Genomic DNA, 21,713 nt, shown 5'->3' with positions numbered 1-21,713 from the left:
GACCGGACTCGAACCCTCCGCCCTGTGAGCAACCTGTGAGACCGGTAAATCAGGTGTGGGGGTTGCCTGTTGTCGCGGATTTCGACGAAAAGCGCGGTGGACACAGGTCGGACACATGCCGGTGCGTCCCTGCGGGACGGTCTCCAAGTCCACGGCGAATCCCCTCAGGAGCGTCACACAGCCTGCACACAGCTCTGAGAATGCCTCGTTAGCGTTGCTGACCACTCGATCCGCTCGATCCCACGTGCGAACGTGACGTGGCCGGGCCGCGGCCCGGCGGGTCGACGGCGTGTCAACACAGGAAGACCTCGATGGACTACTGCTCCTCATGTCGCCGACATCTCAATGGTGCCCTCGTGTGCCCCGGCTGCGGTGCCTACGCGCCCGACATCGCCCCGGCCGCGATCGACAGCCGTGTGGCCCCGGCCGGCCCGGCGACCGGATCGGTGATGGTCCCGGCGGCGACCTGGGGTCACGGGGCGGCGGACGGCGGGCCGCACGGCGACCCCGCGGAGGGGTTCCCGGTGGACGGGCCCGCGTCCGGCACCGGTGACGCGGCCGCGGACGCCGATGTCGACATGGAGGGCGTTCCGGAGCCGCCGCGCGGGCGGGCCGCGCGGCGGCGTCAGCTGGCCCGGTGGAAGAAGAACCAGCGCCGGGCCGTGGTCGCGACCACGGTCGCGCTGGTCGGCGGCGGTCTGACCGTGCTGGGGATGGACCGGCAGTCCACCGACCGCACCCAGGCGGCCACGGCGCCGGACGCGGGGAGCCTGGGCTCCGTCGAGGAGCAGGGCTCGCAGCGCGGCCGTACGCCGGAGACGGAGACCGACGACGCCCGGCGCACCGCGGACGCCCCCACCCGGTGGACCCCGTCGGGCGACACCCCCCGCGACCGCTCCGCCGCGAGCCGGTCCGGCTCCCGCGCGAGCCACCCCGACGCCCCGCACACCGCGTCGGCCACACCGTCCGCCGAGCGCGCCAGGACCGGTTCCCCCGCCACCGGCGGGACGGCCACCGACACCGGCGGCGGCGCCCCCACGGACGGGGCGACCACGCCTCCGGCCACCGACGACCCCGGCTCCTCGGCCGACACCGGTACGGGTTCGGGCACGGGCGCGGACACGGGAAGCGGCGGCGACACCGGCTCGTCCAATGACAACGACAACGGCACGGGCACGGGCGGCGGCAACGGCACCGGCGCGGCCGACGGTTCGGGTTCCGACACGGCGACGACGTCGCCCTCGGGGCTGTGCCTGCTCGGGATCGTGTGCGTGAACTGACGTACGGCGAGCGGCGGCAAGGACGACATCGTCGTCGTCCTCCTCACCCCGGCCCCCGCCGCACCGCACCACCCGGCCGTCCGCGAGGCGGCGGCCGTCTGCCCGGCGGCGGCGATCACCCTCGACGAGGAGACGTGGCGCCGCCGGACACGGCCCGTGCCCGGGTCAGCCGCCGACGGTGACGGCTCGCTCCTCGGCGGGGGCCCGACGGCCGGCCGGACGGTCGAGGTGGGTCACGACCGAGGCGTAGAACCGGTGCACGGCGTCGTCGACGCTGCGGATGAAACCCGACTCGGCGTTGCCCCGGGTACTGCCCATGCCCTTGAACAGGGACAGCCGGAAGCCGGTGATCTGCGCCCCGTTCACCGGGAGCAGGTCCGCCGGTTCGGGACGCAGCCGCTCCAGGGTGCCCCGCGGCCCGACGGTCTCCCCCTCGACGAGGGTCTCGACATGGAGGTCCGCCGGCGCCTCGGCCAGCCGTTTGACCAGGCGCTTGGCCCAGTTGAGCGGGTAGCCCTGCTCGGGCGCCGGGATCTCGATGGACGTCCGCAGCTTGCCGGTCCGCAGATCGGCGCTGAGCGCGAGGACGCCCGGGGTGCCCTCGATGCGCACCTCCGACTGCAGCGTCCCCCGCAGGCACAGCTCGTCGGCCATCCGCGCGCGCCGGGCCCCGGGGTCGGTGCCGCGCCGGGCCCGGCGGACCGGGAGCACCTTCTGGCCCAGTTCACCGCCGAGGCCGAGACAGACCTGGCGGATGAGCCGCTCCCAGCTCTCGACGACCTCCAGCGTGCGCGGGTCGCCCTGGCAGAGCGTCTCGTCGTCGATGCCGTTGCGGACGGGGACCCAGGCCGCGCCCATGTTCTGGAAGCCGTGGCAGCCGGAGTTCTCGTGCTGGAGGTAGTGCAGAAGCTCCTGGAGCAGCCAGGCGTGCGCGCTGTTGCCGACGCCCTCGTGCCGGATGAGCATCTGGGCCTGGTGGGTGACCTCGGCCCAGGACAGGTGCCAGAGGGCAACCTTGTGCTTGCGGCGCCTGTCGATCTTGACCTCGACGAGCGGGCTGCCCTCCAGCGCGACGTCGTTGGACAGCGTGATCACGGCCTCGTAGCCGCGGCGCGCGGCGATGTCCATGTACGCCTGCACCTGTTCGGCCTTGAGGGCGTTGCCGTTGGTCTTGGTCTCCACCAGCGCCGTCCACAGCTTGCCGGCCCGCTCGACCCGGATCACCCCGTCCGGGCGCCTCGGCGTATCGCCGTGCGGCAGGGACACCTCCGTGAACGTCTCCGTCCGGCCCGCCGGCGCCCCGAACGCGGCGGTGAGCCTCCTGCCGAACTCCGGCACCTGCGCCATCACCGACAGCAGCACCGAGGTGGCCCGCATCTCACGGTCGCGGTCGCTCTTCAGCGCGGAGACCGGGAAGAGCCGGGCCTCCCGCCAGGAGTCGTTCTCCGCCAGGGACTTCTTCACCGCCTTGGGCAGCGTGACCTTCTTCTTGGCGGTACGGGGACGCGCGGACGCCTTCTTCGGCCCGGCCGGCTCCGGCTCCTCGCCGAGCTGCCGGGGCTGCCGGGGCGCGGGGACGCCGGGAAGGCCCGCCGCCGGGGACGCCTGCTCGACGGCCGCCGCGGCGGCCGTCGTCGCCACAGCCTGGGCCGCGGCGCCGGATGCCGCGCCGCCAGGTGCCGCGCCGCCCGCTTCCGCGCGCCCGCCCGTCCCGCCGGCCGGGTCGTCGGCCCGGTCCCGGGCGTCCGCCAGGGCCGCACCCTCGGCGCCGTCGTCTCCCGCCTCGTCATCCGCATCCGCATCCGCGTCGTCGTCGATGTCGACGCCGAAGTCCGTCGCGAGGCCCGCCAGTCCGGTGTCGTACCCCTGGCCGACGGCCCGGAACTTCCACTCGCCCGCCCGGCGGTACAGCTCGCCGAAGATGAACGCGCTCACCGATCCGGCGTCGTCGATCGCGAACCGGAGCAGCCCCTCGCCGGAGCCGTCCGCCAACGTCACCCGCAGGTCGTCGAGTTCACCGAAGCGCGCGCCCTCGTAGCGGCTCGCGGCGACGACGATGCGCTCGACGTCGGCGGGAATCGCCGTCAGGTCGAAGACGATCTGGTCCTCGCTGCCCTCCCCGGCGGGCTTCTTGCCCAGGAGCTGCACACTGCCGTCGGCGGCCACCGGGTTGTTGTAGAAGTAGAAGTCGCCGTCGCCGCGCACCTTCCCGTGCTCGCCGAGCAGCATGACCGAGACGTCCGCGTCGCCCTCGCCGGTCGAACTGGCCCATCCCAGCGTCACGCTCACCGAGTCGACGTTGTCGCTCAGCCCCGCCAACCCCACGTTGGCGCCCTTGGTCATCTCGTGCATGAAAGCCCCCAATCCCCGCACACGGGCATGCCGGGCCCCCTGCGCCCGCCACCCACTCCCCATGTGACATGCCGCACATTCGACGCAGGCGAAACTCTAGTGCGCCACGGGCCGACATACGCCGATCCGCCGGAAACCGTCCGATCCGGCACCCCGGTGATCAACCCGCGTGCCCGCCGGAGGAAGCTGGGGGCCGGTGTCGTTACCCCCCAACTTCCAAGGAGACGACCGGAGATGACGAAGCGTCTGGCGCGTAGAGCGGTGTTGCGTGGTGGGCTGGGCGGAGGGCTGGTGCTCGCCGGGATCGGGGCCGGGGGCGGACATGCCTCGGCCGCCGGGGGCCGGGGCGGTGAGGTGTACGTGCCGATCGCGGTCGGGGCCGGGGGCGGGCCCGCCGGGAGCGACCGGGTGCATGTGCTGAAGGTGGGGCCGCGGGACGCGGGGACCGTGGTGGTGCTGGTGCCGGGGATGTTCGGGGCGGCGAACGACTTCCGGCTGATGGCCCGGGACCTGGTGGCCTCGGTGCCCGGGATCCAGGTGTGGGCCGTCGACCGGCGCGAGGAGAGCCTCGCCGACCGGAGCGGGTTCGAGGGCGGGGACCCGGCCGGCTACTACCTCGACGGGCGGTACCGTGCGCTGGAGCCCGCCGCCGCCGGGTACTTCGGCCGATGGGGGCTGGAGCGGACCCTCGACGACCTGCGGTGCGTCGTGCGCGCCGCTCGCGCGGGCGGGCGGCGGCGGGTCGTGCTCGGCGGCCACTCCTGGGGTGCGACCACCGCGATGGCGTACGCGGCCTGGGACTTCGGCGGGCGGCCCGGCTACCGGGATCTCGCCGGGCTCGCGGTCCTCGACGGGGGCGTGCGCGGGGCGTTCGAGGGGAGCGGGGCGCCCGTGCACGACTCGCCGGAGGAGGTGCGCGAGCGGCTCGCGGCGATCGCCGGCGGGCAGGTCTTCGACATGACGCTCAGTGCGGTCGGACTCGGCGACCGGGCGGAGAGCACCCAGATCTGGTACCAGCTCGCCGGCTGGTACGCCCGGCACGACCCCGAGGGACGGTCCGTCCTCCAGGACCGGGTGCCCGAGGCGCTGCGGGTGCCGTTCCCGGTGACGAACGCCGCGCTGCTCGGCACCTTCGTGGACGCCGGCTTCGGCTGGCCGAACGACATCAGCGTCCACTCCGGACACCTGGCCGCCGAGGCCGATGCCGACGCCGCGGGCGTACGGGGATGGGTCGACGCCGGGATCACACCGATCGGGCGGGTCGCCGAGGCGTACGCGGGCCCCGTGCCCGGCGTGTGGGAGTGGTACTGGCCCGCCCGTCTCTCCGTCGACCTGGACGTGAGCGACGCCTACGCCGACACCGACCTCGCCCGTTCCCTCGGCCTGCGCCTGCGCCACGCCTCCGGGCTCGACATACCCCTCTACGCCTTCCAGACCAGCGCCTACCGGGGCACCGCCGTGGAGAGCGCCCGCCGCGTCGTCGCCGAGTCCCGCATCCCGTACGCCGTCCACGAGTCCGACGAGGGCATGAACCACCTCGACCCGCTCTTCGCGGCCACGGCCCACAACACGGCCACGCACACGCTGGCGGCTTTCCTGGGGAGGGTGACGGGCGGACGGTGACGGGCGGACGGTGACGGGCGGACGGTGACGGGCGGACGGTGACGGGCGGACGGTGACGGGCGGACGGTGACGGGCGGACGGTGACGGCGGACGGTGACGGGCGGACGGTGACAGCCGCCCGGGGACCGGCCGCGGGGCCGCGCGCGACGCATGCCGCCGGCGTGCACGGCCCCGTTCCGTACCCCGTCACCCGCCCGGCGTCGGCGGCGGCGTCTGCGATGGCAGCGGCGGCGGCAGCGGTGGCAGCGGCAGCGGTGGCAGCGGCGTCAGGAGAAAACCATCGGGCAGCCGCGTCGTAGCGCGTGCTGGGCGGCGCGCAGGTACAGGGCCACGTAGAAGGACGTGTCGAGGTCGTCGGCCCACGGGCCCGGCCGGCGCGCGGCCAGGCGCTCGGCCGATCCGTCGAGGAACCACGTGGTCAGGTCGAGGTTGCCGCCCATCTCCGGTGTCTCGGGCGGCAGTCGGACGACCCCGGCCAGGCGCTCGGCGAGGGTCAGCACCTGGGGAGCGCCGGCGACCACGGTCGCGTCGGTGTAGCCGGACCCGACGTCCTCCAGCCGGATGCCCTCCTCCAGCGACATCGGCACCAGCACCGTCCACCCGAAGAAGGTCTCCGCCTCCTCGCGCGTGAGATGCGCCTCGCCCAGCCTGAGGAACCCGTCCATCGGCGGAACGAGCTTCTCCTCGAAGGCCGGCCCCGAGCCCCTGAGGAAGCCGGCCTCCTCTGGCATCGACTCGAAGGCCGGCAGCCCCCGCCGCCGCAGCTCGTCGTTCAGCGCGCGAGCGACCCGCCCCCAGCCGTCCTCGGGCTCCTCCCCCTCCTCGAACCACCCCTGCCTGCCGACACTCACCAGGTACATGCCCATGCCCGGAACGTACCGCCCCCCACCGACACTCCGGGGGCGCGGCCGGGAAGGGACGGCCCGGGCGGAACCCGTCCCCCGCCCGCACACGTCTCCCCTGTCGTACAACTGACCGAGACATGCGGGATCGCCGACGCCACGACCCCCACCCCCACCCCCACCACAGAGAGCGATGACCACCGTGCTCGTACTCTTCCTGTCCGTCCTGCTCCTGCTCGCCATCGGCGGCGGCATCTGCATCTACTGGACGGCGCGGGGCGACGCTCCCCGCTGGGCCCGCGGTGTGGCGGTGGCGACCGAGGTGATGAGCGAGATGGTGCTCAAGGCGAACAAGAGCTCCTCGGACCGGAGCAACGGCGACGACTAGCTTCGACCGAGCAACTGGAGGCATTCGAGACGGACGTGCTCTCAGGCTTCGTGCCGGCGCGGGCCTCGGCAGGGCTGGCAGACGGCACCATCCGCGGGGACGTCGGCAACCTGGAGCAGATCCGCACGTGGTTCGGCCGACCGCCGTGGGACATGGAGCCCGCCGACGCGTACTTCGGGCGGGCCCCGCGCGGCTCGCCGCCCTCGACCGGTAGCGCCGCCGGGCCGGCTCGGCCGGCCTGCGCACCGTGCCAGGTGCGAAGGCCGAGAAGATGGCGTCGGACCGTACGCCCCCATCCGCATCATGAGGACGTGGCGGTCCGGCCGAGGTACTCGCTGAAGGGAGGGGGCTACTCGTTGTGCAGCACCTTGGCGACAGTGAGCCGCGCTGCCGACCTCGCCGGGATCAGCGCACCGAGGACGGCGATCGTCACGCCCGCCAGGAGCAGAGCGGCCAGCTGCGGCATGTGCCAGACCTGCTTCATGGATTCCGGGAACGAGACCACTCCGACCCGGTCCACAACCAGCCGGTGCGCGACGATCCCCAGAGGGATCCCCAGCAGGCCGCCGACCACGCCCAGAGCCGCAACCGACGACACGGTCATCACCATGACCTGGCGCGGCGTCATCCCGATCGACTTGAGCATGCCCAGGTCGCGGCGCCGTTCCCGGATGTTGAGCAGGACGGTGTTGAATACCCCGAGCGCAGCGACGACGGTCAGCAGCACGGTGAACACCGACGCGAAGCCGACAACGGTCGTGGTGGCGGTGTTGTCCGAGTGCAACAGTGCCGGGCGCAGGGACGGGTCGGCCGCCTTGACCGCTTCGATGTAGCTCTGGGCGTCGGCTCCGTGAGCGAGCCGGATCGTGTACTCGGCAGCCTGTCTTGTCGGGTCGAGTTGCGTCAGCGTCCGCCAACTGGAGTCCAGTGCCTGGGCGTTGCCTTCCATCAGCTCACCCACGATGGTGACGGGCGCCTGCCTGCCGTTCAGCTGGATGGTGACCCGGTCGCCTACCGACAAGCCGTGCTGATTGAGGAATGCCGGACCGGCTGCGGCCTCCCCGGCACCGGCCGGCCAGTGTCCCTTGACGATCCCGGAGGCGAGGTCCTGGGTGTCCCCGCGGTAGAAGTTGGCGAATACGGTCTGCGTATACCCGGCGAGGCTCACTTTGGTGAGCGCGCGGACGGTCACCTGATCCGCCCCAGGCAGAGAGCGCAGTCGTCGTTCGGTCTGCCGGTCGCTCAGTTCCGGAGCGGTCTGGCCGCGCGCGGGCGAGCCGGCCTGTACGCCGACCCGGGCGGCCCCGTCGCTCTTGCCGGCATTCCCGTAGGCGACCATGGTGCTGGTCAGACCGGTCGTCAGGGTCACGGTGGTGACCCCGAGGACGATGGCCGCCATCGTCAACAGGGACCGGCCCGGTCGGGCGAACGGCTGGCCAAGACCCAGGCTCACGGAACGCGGCAGCCGGGTCCCACCGAGTCGGCGCTGGGTGCGGAGTCCGCGTCCGGTCCGCGGTGCGCTGCCTGCCGTGATCGCCTGGGCCGCGGACAGTCTGTGCGCGCGTACGGCGGGGATCAGGGCGGCAACAACCACGAGGGCAGGCATGCCCATCAGGCAGATTGCGGACGGCCACCAGCTGATACCGATCGAGGCGCTGCCCGTTTCGATGCCGGAGAAGGCCACCTGCAGGATGGGGCCGGCCACCGCGTTGCCGATCAGGATGCCGATGGCGCAGCCGATGAACGCGGGGACGGAGACCATCGTCAGATAGACCGCGACCACTTGGTTCGGGGTGAAGCCCAGCGACTTGAGCACGCCGATGTGCCGGTGCCCGGAGATGACCGCCCCGCTGACGACATTCCCGACGATCAGTACGGAGACCAGAAGGCCGAGGACTCCGAAGAGAGTCATGAACGGCAGATACGCATCGGCCTGTGCGGAGAAGGCACGCTTGAGGGTGAGGTAGGACTGCGCGGTGGTCAGCGATCCGGCGGGCAACTCGGCGGTGGCTGTGGTGAGGCCGGTACGCAGCTCCCGCTCAGTCGCGGCGTTCGTGAAGCGGTACAGCATCTGGGCGGTGGCCGGGTGCAGTTGGGTCATCTGCTCGGGTGAGACCCACGCCCCGGCGGACTTGCTCATGCTGGTGGCGAAGCCGACGACGGTGAGGGCCGGGGCTCCGCGGGCCTTGAGCTTGGTGCCGAGCCGGCCGGGGCCGGGCGTGCCGTCGACGGGCCAGTTGACGACGATTTCACCGGGAGCGGTGGCCCAGCGGCCTTCGAGCAGACGGATGCGGTCCACCGGGCCGTCCGGATCGGCCCGGCCCACGACGGAGAGAGAACCGGCCGACATCCACAGCCAGTCTTTGGGCATCTCCAGGACGGCTTGCCCGAAGGGCCCGGCGGCGGCCTCGACGCCGGAGCGGCGGGCCGTCTGCGCCAGCTGCGCACGCGACGCCTTCGCCGGGTCGAACGCCGCCACCGTGTGGGCCCCGCGCTGCTGGTCGAAGGCTTTGTCGAAGGGGGCTGAGGCTGCGGTGAGCAGCGCCAGCCCGAGCAGGATGGTCGTGGTGGAGCACAGGACCACGAGCCCGATGACGAACGTCTGGAGCCTGCGGCGTCTTACGGCCGCCCGCGATGCCCTCCACACGGCGCTCATGCGGTGGGCTCCAGCGTGCGCTCGCGGGCAACTCGGCCATCGGCGATCTCGATCAGGCGGCTGGCGCAGCGGGTGGCCAGGTGCGGGTCGTGCGTGACGATCAGCAGGGTCTGCCCGATCTGGTTGAGGTCGATCAGCAGGTCCATGACCTGCTCTCCCGAGCGGCTGTCCAGCGCGCCGGTCGGCTCGTCGGCCAGGAGCAGGGCCGGGCGGTTCATCAGCGCCCGGGCCACGGCCACTCGTTGACGCTCGCCTCCGCTCAACGCGGCCGGGTAGGTGTTCTTGCGGTCGGCGATGCCCAGTTCGTCGAGGAGTTCCAGCGCCCGGCGGCGGGCCTGCCGGGCGGACATGCCGGTCAGCTGGGCGGCCAGCGCGACGTTGTCCAGTGCGGGCAGGTCGTCGATCAGGTTGAAGAACTGGAAGATCATGCCGATGTGCCGTCGCCGGAACAGCGCCAGCCCCGTCTCGTTCAACTTTTTCAGGTCCTGGCCGTGGACCTGCACCGTTCCCGACGTCGGGCGGTCCAGGCCGGCAACCATGTTGAGCAGTGTGGACTTGCCGCACCCGGAGGGCCCCATCACCGCGACCGCTTCCCCGGCACGGATCTCCAGGCTGACGCCGTCCAGGGCCTTCGCGTCGCCGTACTCCTTGTGGACGTCCTCCAGCCGAACGACGACCTGTGGGGAGCTGTCCAGATCAGTTGTCATGGCATGAACCTAGAAGCGGCACGACCGGTACGACGTCCCCCACCGGATGTAACCGGCCCGGAAGGTCATCCTGGGGATGTAGGGAACTGGATCCGGAGCATGACGCGGATGGGCATGGCGGGCTGCAATGCTCGTCCGGTGGGGAGTTCAGGGTTGATATGGCTGGTCACAGCTTCGGCAGCAGCGTGCACTGCGGCCGTCGCCCTGGGTGCAGCGCTCATCCGGGCACGTCGGCGCCACCGAGCATCCATCGAAGAACGCGGCTGGCTGCTGGAGCGGGAGCGGGAGAGTGCGGCACGGACCGCGGTTGACGCCGAGCGGGCCAGGATCGCAGCCGAACTCCACGACATCGTCAGCCACAACGTGAGCCTCATGGTGGTCCAGGCCGGGGCGGCTCGCGAGGTGCTGGCCACCATGCCCGACGAGGCAGAGGCCGCACTGCGCGCCGTGGAGAACGCAGGGCGGACCGCGATGACCGAGCTACGGCACCTGCTCGGCCTGCTCGCCCCTGCGCAGAGCGGCGACGACGAACCCTACGGTCAGGACCTGGCACCACAGCCAAGCCTGAGCCGGCTCAGCCCGCTGATCGACCGGATCGCCTTCGCCGGCCTGCCCGTGGAGGTGCGCATCTCCGGAGAACCCCGCCCACTGCCGACCGGGATCGACGTCACCGCCTACCGGATCATCCAGGAGGCGCTGACCAACGCCCTCAAACACAGCGACGGAGCCAAAGCCGAGGTGACAGTGCGGTACGCGGAGCACTACCTGCGCGTCGAAGTCCTGAACAGCGGACCCAGCGTCCTCACCGACGACGCTGCCGGGCCTCGCAGCCATCCGGCCGCAGGCCAGGCCCACGGAGCGGGACGCGGACTGCTCGGCCTGCGAGAGCGGGTCGCCGTCTACGGCGGCGACCTGGACGCCCGGCGCCGCCTGGGTGGCGGCTACCGCGTCCGCGCCCGGATCCCGCTGGACCGGCCATGACCGCACTCACCGACCCGGCCCCCCGCGTCGTGATCGCCGACGACCAAGAGCTGGTCCGCACCGGCTTCCGCCTGATCCTGACCGCACGCGGCATCGACGTGGTCGGCGAAGCCGCAGACGGAGCCGAAGCCGTCAAAGCCGTCCGCCGCCTACGACCCGACGTCGTCGTCATGGACATCCGCATGCCGAACATGGACGGCCTGGAAGCCGCCCGCCAGATCCTCGCCCAAGTCCCGAACTGTCGAGTGATCATGTTGACCACCTTCGACCTCGACTCCTACGTCTACGCAGCCCTCGCCGCCGGCGCCAGCGGCTTCCTCCTCAAGGACGTCACACCCGCACACCTCGCAGCCGCCGTACGCCTGGTCGACACCGGTGACGCACTGCTCGCACCCTCGATCACCCGCCGCCTGGTAGAGCGGTACGCCTCCGGTGCCGCACGGACCGCTCCAACCTCGGCACCCCCTGCCGTCCACCGCGACCTCGCTGTACTGACACCACGCGAACGCGAGGTACTGACACTCATGGGCAAGGGCCTGTCCAACGCCGAACTCGCCCAGGAACTGACACTGAGCGAAGCGACGGTGAAAACCCACGTGGCCCGGATTTTCGCAAAGCTGACCCTGCGAGACCGGGCCCAGGCCGTCGTCCTCGCCTACGAGACGGGACTCGTCGCACCCGGCGATTCTGCCGACCTCGATCGCTAGGCCGTTTTCACCCCTCGGCCGATTCCACTCTGGCGTTTGATACCCGACCGTGCGTACAACTCCCGCACCCCGTGGACAGTCGTCATCGTCGACGCCTCCCCCGCAGCGGGTCGGCGCGGGCGACTCGGAGGGGACGCGTGGGGGTTGTCAGGGGTGGCGGGGCCGACGGTGCGGCCCATCAGATCCGGTTCTTCCTGCGGGAGTCGGCGGCCGAGCAACCCGGGCGGAGGACCGCCGCCGTCAAAGGGCTCGGGCGGGTGGGGCGGTGGGCCGCCGCGTACGGGGAGGTGGTCACCGGGGTGGGGGATGCCGTCGGACGGGCCGCTGAGGACCCTGCGGCCGTGGTGCGGGCCGCGGCGGCGCATGCCCTCGGGTGGCTGGGACCGGTCGGCGGCGACGGGGCGGGCGCGGTGGTCGTCGCGCTGATGGGGGACGCGGATCCAGCCGTACGGCGCCCGGCCTCGCTCGCCGCCGAGCGGCTGCAGCTGACCGGGCCTGAGGTCGTGGCGGCGCTGCGGCGGCTGTCGGACGACACCGACCGGCATCTGCGGGTCAACGCGCTGCTGGGCCTGCGCAGCCGGGGCGAGACCGCCGAACCGGCGGTGCTCGTACGGCTGTTGGGCGACACCGAGCCCCTCGTGTGGGGCCATGCGCAGCGTGACCTCTATGCCTCGCTGAACGAAGGCCCCGTAGTGGAACAGCTTCTGCGCGCCGCCCGGCACGGCCACGGACTCTCGCGCGCACGAGCGCTGGAGATGCTGCCCGCGCGGCACCGGCGCGGTCTGCGTGACACGCTCCTCGACGGCCTGCGCGACGAGTGCCCCGAGGTACGGCGGGTGGTCGCGGGCATGCTCGCCGACGACCGGCCCGGCCCCGCCGACGCGCTGCTGTCGGCCCTGCGGCTGTCCGGAACGGTCGACGCCCTCTTCTACGCCCTGCGGCGCACCGGCACGGCCGAGTCGCTCCTGCCGGTCCTGCGCCCCTCGGGCACGGCCGACGCGTTGCTGTCGGCGCTGGAGGCCGAGACCGACGCCGAGGTCGCCGCCCGGCTCCTGAGCGCGCTCGGCGCCTGGGGCGACGTCCGTGCCGTGCCCGCCGCCGTGCGCTGGCTCGACCACCCGGAAACGGGCCCCGGCGCCGTACGGGCGCTGGCCTCCATCGGGACGCCGACGGCGGTCCGGTGGATCGGAGCGGTGGCCGTCTCCGCTCCCGGGCCCGACCCGGGCCCCGGTCTCGGCCACCCCTGCGTCCGGGCGACCGCCGCCACCGCCCTGGGCGAACTCGCGGAACCCGGGGCCACCGAGACACTGCTGGCGCTCCTGCGCGACCCGGACCGGCGGGTGCGGGCCGGGGCGCTCGACGGTCTGGAGCGGCTGGGCCGGCACGAACTGCCGCCCCCTCAGCGGCAGGCCGCCGCCGAGGCCCTGCTCGGCCACCTGACGACCGACGAACCGAACCTCCGGCACACCGGCAACGCGCTCACCGAGTACCCCGAGACCCGGCCCGCCGTACGGCGCCTGATCGGCCACCCGTCCGAGGAGGTCAGGGCGACCGTCCTGACCCTCCTGGACGAGGACGACGACGCAGACGTCGCCCTCTTCCTGTCCCACCTCGACGACCCGTCCGAATCCGTCCGCAGCCAGGCCCTGTACGGGATCGGCCGGTACGTCGACGGGTACGGGGAACTGCCCGCCGCACCCCCCGGCGCCGACCTGCTCGCCACCCTCACCGCGCTCTCCCGGCCACCCGCCTCCCGCGGCGTCCGCTACGCGGCGGAACAGCTCCTCGACGCGCTGGAGAAGCACGGGTAGCCCCCGGCCGGGTGGCCGTCGGCGCATGCGCGAGGGGCCTGTGCGACACAGACGTGTCGCACAGGCCCCTCGCGGTGCCGTCGTCCCGGCGGTCGGTCCGTGCCGGACCGATCAGTCCGTGCCGGACTCCATCGCCGCGCGGTCCAGCAGCGCGTCCTCCTCGGAGACCTCGCCGCGGGAGGCGATGGCCTCCGCGCCGCCCTGCGGCAGCTCCGGCATGGTGCCGATCAGGCCGGTGGCGGCGGCCTGGGAGGCGCCGACGGTGGGGCTGCCGGTGCCGATCAGGCCGAGACCGGCGTACTGCTCCAGCTTGGCGCGCGAGTCGGCGATGTCGAGGTTGCGCATGGTGAGCTGGCCGATCCGGTCCACCGGGCCGAAGGCCGAGTCCTCGGTGCGCTCCATGGACAGCTTGTCCGGGTGGTAGCTGAACGCCGGGCCCGTGGTGTCGAGGATCGAGTAGTCCTCGCCGCGCCGCAGCCGCAGGGTGACCTCACCGGTGACGGCCGCGCCGACCCAGCGCTGCAGGGACTCCCGGATCATCAGGGCCTGCGGGTCCAGCCAGCGGCCCTCGTACATCAGCCGGCCGAGGCGGCGGCCCTCGGCGTGGTACTGCGCGAGGGTGTCCTCGTTGTGGATGGCGTTGACGAGACGCTCGTACGCGACGTGCAGGAGGGCCATGCCGGGGGCCTCGTAGATGCCGCGGCTCTTGGCCTCGATGATGCGGTTCTCGATCTGGTCGGACATGCCGAGGCCGTGGCGGCCGCCGATGGCGTTGGCCTCCATCACCAGGTCGACGGCGGAGGCGAACTCCTTGCCGTTGATCGTGACCGGGCGGCCCTGGTCGAAGCCGATCGTCACGTCCTCGGTGGCGATCTCGACCGACGGGTCCCAGAACCGGACGCCCATGATCGGCTCGACGGTCTCGACGCCGGTGTCCAGGTGCTCCAGGGTCTTGGCCTCGTGGGTGGCGCCCCAGATGTTGGCGTCGGTGGAGTACGCCTTCTCCGTGGAGTCCCGGTACGGCAGCTGGTGCGCGACCAGCCACTCGGACATCTCCTTGCGGCCGCCCAGCTCGGTGACGAAGTCGGCGTCCAGCCAGGGCTTGTAGATCCTGAGGTGCGGGTTGGCCAGCAGGCCGTAGCGGTAGAACCGCTCGATGTCGTTGCCCTTGAAGGTCGAGCCGTCGCCCCAGATCTGGACGTCGTCCTCCAGCATCGCCCTGACCAGCAGCGTGCCGGTGACGGCACGGCCGATGGGGGTCGTGTTGAAGTACACCCGGCCGCCGGAACGGATGTGGAACGCGCCGCAGGTCAGCGCGGCCAGGCCCTCCTCGACCAGCGCGGCGCGGCAGTCGACCAGGCGCGCGATCTCGGCACCGTAGGTCTTCGCGCGGCCGGGCACCGAGGCGATGTCGGGCTCGTCGTACTGGCCGATGTCAGCCGTGTAGGTGCAGGGGACAGCACCCTTGTCGCGCATCCACGCGACGGCGACCGAGGTGTCGAGCCCGCCCGAGAAGGCGATGCCGACGCGCTCGCCGGCCGGAAGAGAGGTGAGGACCTTGGACATAGGAAGATTATGCACCCTCATGCATGATCATGCAAAGTCGGTTCTGGTGATTCAGCTCCCATCGACGCCGTCGCCATAGCCGTCGCCACCGCCGCCGTCGCTGCCGCCGTCGCTGCCGTCGCTGCCGTCGCTGCCGTCGCTGCCGTCGCTGCCGCACGGACGCCGGGTCGTTCACGCTCGGACAGTCGTTCACGCTCGGGCATGCGGACTCCTCGGGATGTTCATGCCCGGACGGCGGTCAGCGAGCCATGGCCCCGGTTCGCGGGCTCCCTCGGCGCCTGCGGCAGCGCCGCGACCTCCGCCATCTTGTGGATGCGTCGTCCGGTGCCGACACGGGTTCCCCCGTCCTTGTACAGCCCGACCCGCCCTTGGACCCCGTCCCAGGCACCCCGAATACCCGCACGTCAGAGGGGCTGGGATGGTTCCACCGTGGTGGATCGGCAGTCGGCTGTTGCGCCCGGCCGCCGTGACCGCCGATGCTCGTGGTGCCGCACCGGACAGGCCCGGACCGACCAGCCGGCCTCGCCGCGGCATCCACGTCCACGCACTCATCCAGGGGGAACACCCATGCCCATGCGCATCCGAACGAGCGCTCTCACCGCACTCACCGTCGCCGCCCTCGCGGCGGGCACCCTCTTCACGGCACCGGCCGCGGGCGCCGCGCCGAAGACCGCCGCGCCCACGTTCCTGTCGGCGTCCCAGCTGCCGCCGCACCCGACGTCGTCCTGGACGGCGGGGCCGGTCACCGAGGGCTTCCCGGAGGCACTCGGCCTCTGCGTGAGCACGGAGGGCGTGCTCGACTACGAGTACCGGCACCGGGAGTTCCGGACCGACCTGGACACCCACGCCGTGCAGTTGACCGTCGTGGCGGGCACAGCCGCCCAGGCCAAGGCCCTGGCGAAGCACTACGACGACCTGATCCGCACCTGCGCCGACCGCCTCGAGGAGTCCTCGCCCGACATCGACGCCGAAGGCCGGGACTACGGCACGCTGCCGGTCGAGGAGGGCGCCCACGTCCGCGGCCTGAACACCGAGACGTCCTGGGGCGCCACCGACGTCGCCCTGCTGTCGGTCGGACGCGACGGCAGGACCGTCACCGTCGTCCAGTGGGGCCAGATGGGCGACTTCGTGAACGCGCCCGTGACCGCCTTCAAGAAGACCACGACCACGGCCGTCAACAAGCTGTACTGACCCGGCGGCCGCCGGCGAGGGCCGGGGCCGTCCTCCCGCCACGGGGGTCGGGGGGACGGCCCCGTACGCCCGACCTGGGCCTTGTTCGTCTCCTGACCGCCGGCGCCGGCGCCGACGCCGGCGGTCAGGCCGACGGCCCGGCGCGCACGCCACGGGTGGGTGGCGTCGCTGCCGGGCCGTCAGTCACTCACGCGGTCTCACTTCCCGTGCGAAGCCTTGCGACGACGTCCGCGAAGTACCAGCACACCGCCGGCGACGATGACCAGCAGGCCACCGATGGCGCTGTACGTGACAGCGGTGCTCGCCCCGGTGGAAGCCAGGGGGCCGAACGTGTTGCTGCTGCTGTTGCTCGGAGACGGCTGGCCGACGGGTGCGCCGTTCTCCACCTGCGCACGGCTGCCGGTCTTGCCGGCGGCGGAGACGAGCGGCGCGGCGGCGGGCGGCGTGGCGGCGGGCGTCGGCTTGTCAGCGCTGGTCCCCGACCTGGGCTTCAGCTGAAGAGTCGTGATCGAGTACGGCGGCAGCGTCTGTGCGGCCGCCGTGCCCCGCTTCGCCGTCGTCAGGGCGGTGTCTCCCTTGCCGTACGAAACTGTCGTGACCGCCCCTGCGGCCGGGGTGAATCCGGCGTACGAGAGCGACACCTGCGCCGCGTTCTGCGGGCTCTTGTTGGTCAGCATGACGTTCAGCCCGCCGTTGCCGCTTCGCACCGCGTGCACAGTGACCGACGAGTTGCCCGAGGACGACTTGACCATGGTGTCCATCTCAAAATCGTTCTTCTCCGAGAGGCTGCCGCACACCGCCCTGTTCTGGAGAACTCACGGGATGTCGCGCTGAGGCTCTTGAGTCTCCAGCCGCTGGAGGGTTCAGGATCGTGCTCATGGACCACGAACGCCCCGAAGTGCTCACCATCGGCCGGCTCGCGCACCGCACCGGACTTCCGGTGCGCACCCTGCGTTTCTGGTCGGACGAGGGGGCGGTGCCGCCTGTGGGCCGTTCCGCGGGCGGCTACCGGTTGTACGACGCCGAGTCCGTGGCCCGCGTCGAGTTGGTCCGCACCCTGCGGGAGCTGGGCCTCGGGCTCGACGACGTGTGCCGGGTCCTGAGTGGCCGCACCACGGTCGCCGGGGTCGCCGACGCGCATGTGGCCGCGATCGACGCGCAGATCCGCTCCCTCAAGGTGAGCCGGGCCGTCCTGTCCACCGTGGCGAAACGGAGTTCGACCGTTGAGGAGACAGCACTGATGAACCGGTTGGCGCGGCTTTCCGCCGCCGAGCGCAAGCAGATCATCGACGAGTTCAAGGAGGAGGTGTTCGGCGGCCTCGACGACCCGCGCCTGCGCGACCGCATGCGCGCCTTCAGCATCGAATTGCCCGACGATCCCACACCTGATCAGGTCGACGCCTGGATCGACTTGGCCGAATTGGTTCGGGACCCCGAGTTCCGCGCCCGGTTGCGCACATGGATGGAGCTCAACACGCCCGTCCCCGGGCAGGGCCGTCCCCCCGGGGCGTCCATCTGGTGGGCCAGGCAGATCGTGCAGACCGTCGCGGAGGTCAGAAAAGGCGGGGTCGCTCCCGAGGAACCGGCAGCGGCCGAGGTGCTGTCCGAGCTGTTCGGTGACGCCGATCGGGCCGCCGTGCTGCGCAGCCTGGAGGCCGGGATCGAGGCAGGAGCGGAGCACTACCGCAGGCTCGTCGCCCGTGTGCGCGGGCAGAATTCGTCGCCCGACGCGACCGAGGAGCTGGAATGGCTGGCGCGGGCCCTGCGCGCCGCGGACCAGACCTGACCTGGCCCTCGCCCGCCCGGCCGCGGGCCGGGATCGAGGGCACCGCCTGGCTAGGGCCCTTGGAGGAGACCGTCCGCCAAGGCGGTCCCCGTCCCCGCCAGGTGCCGTAGCGCCGTCGCGATGGAGTGGCAGTCGAAGAGGGCCGAGTGTTCGTCGCCCGGGACAGCGGGCCGGGGGAGGCCCAGGGCCTTCCACAGGCGGCCGGAGTTGACGCCCGCCGTCGCCGGGGCGACGGCGTTGAGCCAGGGCCGGAGGTTGACGAAGCCGGGGGTGAGGGCGCTGTGCCCGATCTCCTCGCCGCGGGCCCGCGCCCAGCCGATGTTCTCGCCGACGACGACCATGTCGTTGCCGTAGGAGAGGACGGACTGTCCCTGGCAGAAGGCGAGGAAGTCGCTCAGGGCCCGGGCCGGTGCGAAGCCGTCCCGGTCGACCGCCCCCTGCTCGATACCGGTGAGGGCGGTGAAGTGCGGGGAGAGGACCGGGTTGACCACCGGCCGGACCAGCGTGTCGTACGTGTCGACGACCGCGTACTCCTCGTTCAGCCGCAGCGCGCCGATCTGCACGATCTCCCGCAGCTGGCCGGGGGCCGACCAGTGCTGTTCCATGGCCCCCGGCCAGGTCGTGAACTCCAGGTCGAAGATGACGAAGGTGGGCAAAACGCTACTCTCCCTGGTGTGCGAGGACGGTTACGGAAGCGTTCTACCCACCGATGCCCGGAATCCCGGGACTTCGGGACCTCGGGATTCCCAGACTTCGGCACCCCGGCACCCCGGCACCCCGGCACCCCGGCACCCCGGGGGCGGGGTCACCGGTTCCGGTTCGGTGGCACGAAGGGGCTCGGGGCCATCGGGCTGTTCCCGGTGGACAGACCCACGTCCGGCAGGCCGTTCCGCAGGAGCCGCCGGGCGTCCGCCGCCGCGATCCCGGACTTCAGCGCCGCCCCGGACGCCGCGCCCGGCTCCTCACCCGTGTCCAGGGACGGGCACAGCCCCTTCACCAGGTGGATGATGATCGCATCGTCGATCGGGCTCGGCTCCAGCTCCGTACCCTCCTCGTTGAGACGCTGGTACTTCATCAGGTTGTAGCCCATGGAGAGCTGCCGCTTGCCGTGCGCGCCGGTGAAGCTGATGGTGCCGGCGCCGAAGACACCGCCGTCGTGGCCCCAGAAACGCCCGCAGCCCGGGAGGTCGAGCGCGTAGATGCCGAGGCCGTAGTCGATGGCGGCGTCCGGGCCGACCAGCACCGGGACCGTGCGCTGCATCTGCGCGAGGGACGCCCGGCCGACGAGGCCGCCGGTCAGCAGCTCGCGGTAGAACCGGTTGAGGTCGTCCGTCGTGGAGACGATCGCGCCCGCGGTGGAGGCCCAGGACATGTCGTAGACGCTGTAGTCGCGGGGCGGGTCGATCAGCCCGTAGAACGACTCGTACATCCGGGCGTGCGGACCCTTGATGTACGGGGTGCGCGGGAACGAGGTGTGGTGCAGCCCGGCCCGGTCGATGACATGCCGGGTGATGTACGACGACGCCTTCTGGCCGGTGACCTTCTCCAGGATCAGGCCGGCGATGACGTAGTTGGTGTTGGAGTACGAGCCGGGCTGCGCGCCGGGGCTGCCGGTGGCGTCGGCGGCGAGGCCCAGCCGGACCAGTTCCCGGGGGCTGATCGAGCGGAAGCGGCCCTCGTCGAGGCTGGCGGTGGAGTTCTGGTCGAGGGAGGGGAAGGCGCCGCGGACGTAGTCGCCGATGTGGCTGGTGTGGTTGAGCAGCATGCGTACGGTGATGGCGTCGCCGCGCTCCCGGGCGTTCGCGTCGGTGCCGGTCCCCCTGAACAGCTCGGGGACGTAGCGCGTGAGGGGGGCGTCGAGGCTGATCCGGCCCCGCTCCACCTGCTGCATGACCGCCACGGCCGTGAACGTCTTGCTGATGCTGCCGACGCGGTGCCGCATGTTCGGGGTGACCTTGCGCCCGGTGTCGACGTCGGCCAGCCCCGCCGCGCCGGTCCAGCGCTCACGGCCGTCCCGCACCGAGGAGTACGTGCCGTACATCCCGGCCTCGGGGATCGCGGCGAGCGTGCCGCGCAGTTCGGCCCGGTCCAGTCCGCCCGGCCCGCGAGCGGTGCTCCCGGCGGTGCTGTCTGCCGTTCTCCCCGCCGCGGGTACGGCCGAGGCGGCCGGTACCGCCGTGAGAAGCAGGAGTGTGGTGCCCAGAGCCGTCCCGGCGAGATGGGTGATGCGCACGGCGTGTCCCTCGTTTCCGGCGTTCGTGACGTCGCCGACGTGCCTGACATCCCTGCCACGTCAGCGCTTCTGTGCGGCCCGGTCGGTCAACTCCCGTGCCCTGTACGGCGATTGTCACGAACGGCCGGTGCGCACTGCATCGTTCCCGTGGACGAGCGCCTTCACAGCGGGGCCATGACATCTGTCACGGCCCCGCGCACGTCGGTGACGGGAGGGGGTCAGAGGCCGTAACGGGACTTCATGTGACGCCAGATGCCGCGGAACATCCACGTGTCGAACTCGGTGATCCGGGTGGCACTGCCGGCCTTCATCAGGAAGCAGCACCGGCCGGTCGGGGACCAGTCGTAGAAGTCGTCGAGGCCGAAGGTGTGGCCGACCTCGTGGAGATAGATGTGGATGTTCTCCCGGCCGAGGGCGCCGGTGAAGTAGGAGCGGCCCATGCGCTGCCCCCGGTCACCGCCGGCACCGCCGCCGAAGCCCTCGGTGAGCCAGAGGGACTGGTCGTAGTGGCGGGCGGCGCCGCCGGGACAGCGCGAGTAGTCGCCGTCCTGGTGGAAGAAGCGGCCGCAGTCGGGAGCGCACTGCGGGGCTCCGGCGCCGTCCAGCATGTTGGTGGAAGGCTGCCGCCCGCCGGGCACGGGTCACCCCCGGCCCTCCGGCTCCCCCGCCTCCCCGAACCGGGCCAGCGCCACCCCGCCGCCCACGCACCCCACGAACCCGATGACGGCCAGCCACCCGTACCCCTGCCGGGTCGAGTCGCCGAGGCAGACCACCCCGAAGACGCCCGGCCAGACGGTCTCGCAGATGACCATCGCCGCCGTGGCCGCCGTCACCGAACCCGACTGGAGGGCCTGGACGAGGAGGAGGTAGCCGCCGAGACCGGAGACGACGACGGCGTACGCGGCCGGCTGGGCCAGCACCGCGGGGACGGTCGCGTCCGGCAGCAGACGTACGGCGATCGCGGTGAGGCCGAAGCTCAGGCCCGCCGCCGCGCCCAGCACGACCGCCCGGCCCTGCCGCAGCCGGCCGCCCAGGGCCCACCCGCCCGCCACCACCAGCACCGCCGCCACCAGCACCGCGACCCGCAGCCCGGTGTCTCCGTGTCCCTCGCCCGTGCGCCCGGCGGACACCGCGAGCGTCGCGAGACCCAGGCACACCATGGCCACGGCACCCCACTCGGCCCGCCGCAGCCGCAGCCCCAGCACGGCCGTGCCGCCCACCGCCGTGACCGCCAGCGACGCGGCCACCGCCGCCTCCACCAGGAACAACGGCACCAGCCGCAACGCCACCACCTGCGCCGCGAAGCCCGCCGTGTCGAGGCCCGCCCCGGCGAGGAAGGGCCAGCCGCGCAGCACCTCCACCACGGTCCGGCCCCGGCCGCGCCCGTCGTCCCTCAGCGCCGCCCGCCGCGCGCCCAGCGCCTGCAGCACGGTCGCCGTCCCCATGCACACGGCCGCGCACAACGCCCACACCACACCCACCACCATGGGGGCACCGTAAGCGGCGGGACGGGCCCGGGGCGGGCAACACCAGCGCACGCACCCACGTGGCCGTCACCCTCGCGCTCTCACCACCCCACCCTCACGACCG

The 21,713-nt window shown here is 72.4% G+C and carries 17 protein-coding genes and 1 pseudogene; 8 read left to right on the top strand and 10 right to left on the bottom strand.

Annotated features, from left to right (window positions below):
* Positions 1-356 precede the first annotated feature (356 nt).
* Complete coding sequence (locus ACZ6BB_RS18670; RefSeq protein ID WP_471616259.1) at positions 357-1,280, top strand: SCO2400 family protein; 924 nt, start codon at positions 357-359, stop codon at positions 1,278-1,280.
* Positions 1,281-1,445: 165 nt separating this feature from the next.
* Here ACZ6BB_RS18670 and ACZ6BB_RS18665 read toward each other — a convergent pair whose 3' ends face one another.
* Entirely contained in the window at positions 1,446-3,632 is a 2,187-nt protein-coding gene (locus tag ACZ6BB_RS18665; RefSeq protein ID WP_471616258.1) for a TerD family protein, read from the bottom strand.
* Positions 3,633-3,866: 234 nt separating this feature from the next.
* Here ACZ6BB_RS18665 and ACZ6BB_RS18660 point away from each other — a divergent pair, with 234 nt between their 5' ends.
* On the top strand, positions 3,867-5,255 hold the full coding sequence (locus tag ACZ6BB_RS18660; RefSeq protein ID WP_471616257.1) for an alpha/beta fold hydrolase: 1,389 nt from the start codon (positions 3,867-3,869) through the stop codon (positions 5,253-5,255).
* A gap of 266 nt (positions 5,256-5,521) precedes the next feature.
* Here the strand turns inward: ACZ6BB_RS18660 and ACZ6BB_RS18655 are convergent, their stop codons facing one another.
* Positions 5,522-6,121, bottom strand: coding sequence for a hypothetical protein (locus tag ACZ6BB_RS18655; protein ID WP_471616256.1), 600 nt, complete (start codon positions 6,119-6,121; stop codon positions 5,522-5,524).
* A 169-nt stretch (positions 6,122-6,290) separates the two neighbouring features.
* On the opposite strand from ACZ6BB_RS18655, the gene ACZ6BB_RS18650 reads away from it, so the two are divergent.
* On the top strand, positions 6,291-6,485 hold the full coding sequence (locus tag ACZ6BB_RS18650; RefSeq protein WP_471616255.1) for a hypothetical protein: 195 nt from the start codon (positions 6,291-6,293) through the stop codon (positions 6,483-6,485).
* 349 nt (positions 6,486-6,834) lie between these two features.
* Here ACZ6BB_RS18650 and ACZ6BB_RS18645 read toward each other — a convergent pair whose 3' ends face one another.
* Positions 6,835-9,141 (bottom strand): ABC transporter permease, encoded by a 2,307-nt coding sequence (locus ACZ6BB_RS18645; protein WP_471616254.1) that lies wholly within the window; start codon positions 9,139-9,141, stop codon positions 6,835-6,837.
* Complete coding sequence (locus tag ACZ6BB_RS18640; protein ID WP_471616253.1) at positions 9,138-9,848, bottom strand: ABC transporter ATP-binding protein; 711 nt, start codon at positions 9,846-9,848, stop codon at positions 9,138-9,140. The genes ACZ6BB_RS18645 and ACZ6BB_RS18640 overlap by 4 nt, the downstream gene beginning before the upstream one ends.
* A 3-nt stretch (positions 9,849-9,851) precedes the next feature.
* Here ACZ6BB_RS18640 and ACZ6BB_RS18635 point away from each other — a divergent pair, with 3 nt between their 5' ends.
* The 3 genes from ACZ6BB_RS18635 to ACZ6BB_RS18625 all read left to right on the top strand — a co-directional run bounded on the left by ACZ6BB_RS18635 (position 9,852) and on the right by ACZ6BB_RS18625 (position 13,347).
* Positions 9,852-10,829, top strand: a complete 978-nt coding sequence (locus ACZ6BB_RS18635; RefSeq protein WP_471616252.1) for a sensor histidine kinase — start codon at positions 9,852-9,854, stop codon at positions 10,827-10,829.
* Entirely contained in the window at positions 10,826-11,536 is a 711-nt protein-coding gene (locus tag ACZ6BB_RS18630; RefSeq protein WP_471616251.1) for a response regulator, read from the top strand. Before ACZ6BB_RS18635 ends, ACZ6BB_RS18630 begins: the two co-directional genes overlap by 4 nt.
* 137 nt (positions 11,537-11,673) lie before the next feature.
* Positions 11,674-13,347, top strand: coding sequence for a HEAT repeat domain-containing protein (locus tag ACZ6BB_RS18625; protein WP_471616250.1), 1,674 nt, complete (start codon positions 11,674-11,676; stop codon positions 13,345-13,347).
* A 111-nt stretch (positions 13,348-13,458) separates the two neighbouring features.
* Here the strand turns inward: ACZ6BB_RS18625 and argG are convergent, their stop codons facing one another.
* Positions 13,459-14,913 carry an argininosuccinate synthase gene (gene argG / locus ACZ6BB_RS18620; protein ID WP_046919575.1) on the bottom strand — a complete coding sequence of 485 codons (1,455 nt, stop codon included), beginning with the start codon at positions 14,911-14,913 and terminating at the stop codon, positions 13,459-13,461.
* 567 nt (positions 14,914-15,480) lie between these two features.
* On the opposite strand from argG, the gene ACZ6BB_RS18615 reads away from it, so the two are divergent.
* Positions 15,481-16,104 (top strand): hypothetical protein, encoded by a 624-nt coding sequence (locus ACZ6BB_RS18615; protein WP_471616249.1) that lies wholly within the window; start codon positions 15,481-15,483, stop codon positions 16,102-16,104.
* Between the two features lie 197 nt (positions 16,105-16,301).
* Here ACZ6BB_RS18615 and ACZ6BB_RS18610 read toward each other — a convergent pair whose 3' ends face one another.
* Positions 16,302-16,865, bottom strand: a complete 564-nt coding sequence (locus ACZ6BB_RS18610; protein ID WP_471616248.1) for an LPXTG cell wall anchor domain-containing protein — start codon at positions 16,863-16,865, stop codon at positions 16,302-16,304.
* Between the two features lie 116 nt (positions 16,866-16,981).
* On the opposite strand from ACZ6BB_RS18610, the gene ACZ6BB_RS18605 reads away from it, so the two are divergent.
* The gene (locus ACZ6BB_RS18605; protein WP_471616247.1) at positions 16,982-17,890 is read left to right on the top strand and encodes a helix-turn-helix domain-containing protein; all 909 of its coding nucleotides are present in this window, start codon (positions 16,982-16,984) and stop codon (positions 17,888-17,890) included.
* Positions 17,891-17,940: 50 nt separating this feature from the next.
* Here ACZ6BB_RS18605 and ACZ6BB_RS18600 read toward each other — a convergent pair whose 3' ends face one another.
* The 4 genes and pseudogenes from ACZ6BB_RS18600 to ACZ6BB_RS18585 form a co-directional block, all read right to left on the bottom strand.
* Positions 17,941-18,546 carry a 3'-5' exonuclease gene (locus ACZ6BB_RS18600; RefSeq protein ID WP_471616246.1) on the bottom strand — a complete coding sequence of 202 codons (606 nt, stop codon included), beginning with the start codon at positions 18,544-18,546 and terminating at the stop codon, positions 17,941-17,943.
* Between the two features lie 149 nt (positions 18,547-18,695).
* Entirely contained in the window at positions 18,696-20,123 is a 1,428-nt protein-coding gene (locus ACZ6BB_RS18595; protein ID WP_471616245.1) for a serine hydrolase domain-containing protein, read from the bottom strand.
* A 218-nt stretch (positions 20,124-20,341) separates the two neighbouring features.
* Positions 20,342-20,737 (bottom strand): annotated as a pseudogene (locus ACZ6BB_RS18590) (hypothetical protein); the annotation flags it as partial.
* Between the two features lie 27 nt (positions 20,738-20,764).
* A complete protein-coding gene (locus ACZ6BB_RS18585) occupies positions 20,765-21,610 on the bottom strand; it encodes a DMT family protein (protein WP_471616244.1) in 846 nt (281 codons plus the stop codon).
* Positions 21,611-21,713 lie beyond the last annotated feature (103 nt).

Source organism: Streptomyces sp. NPDC041108 (assembly GCF_055592645.1).
The sequence above is the reverse complement of the archived record's forward strand: the minus strand, read 5'-3'. Positions and strand labels throughout refer to the sequence as shown.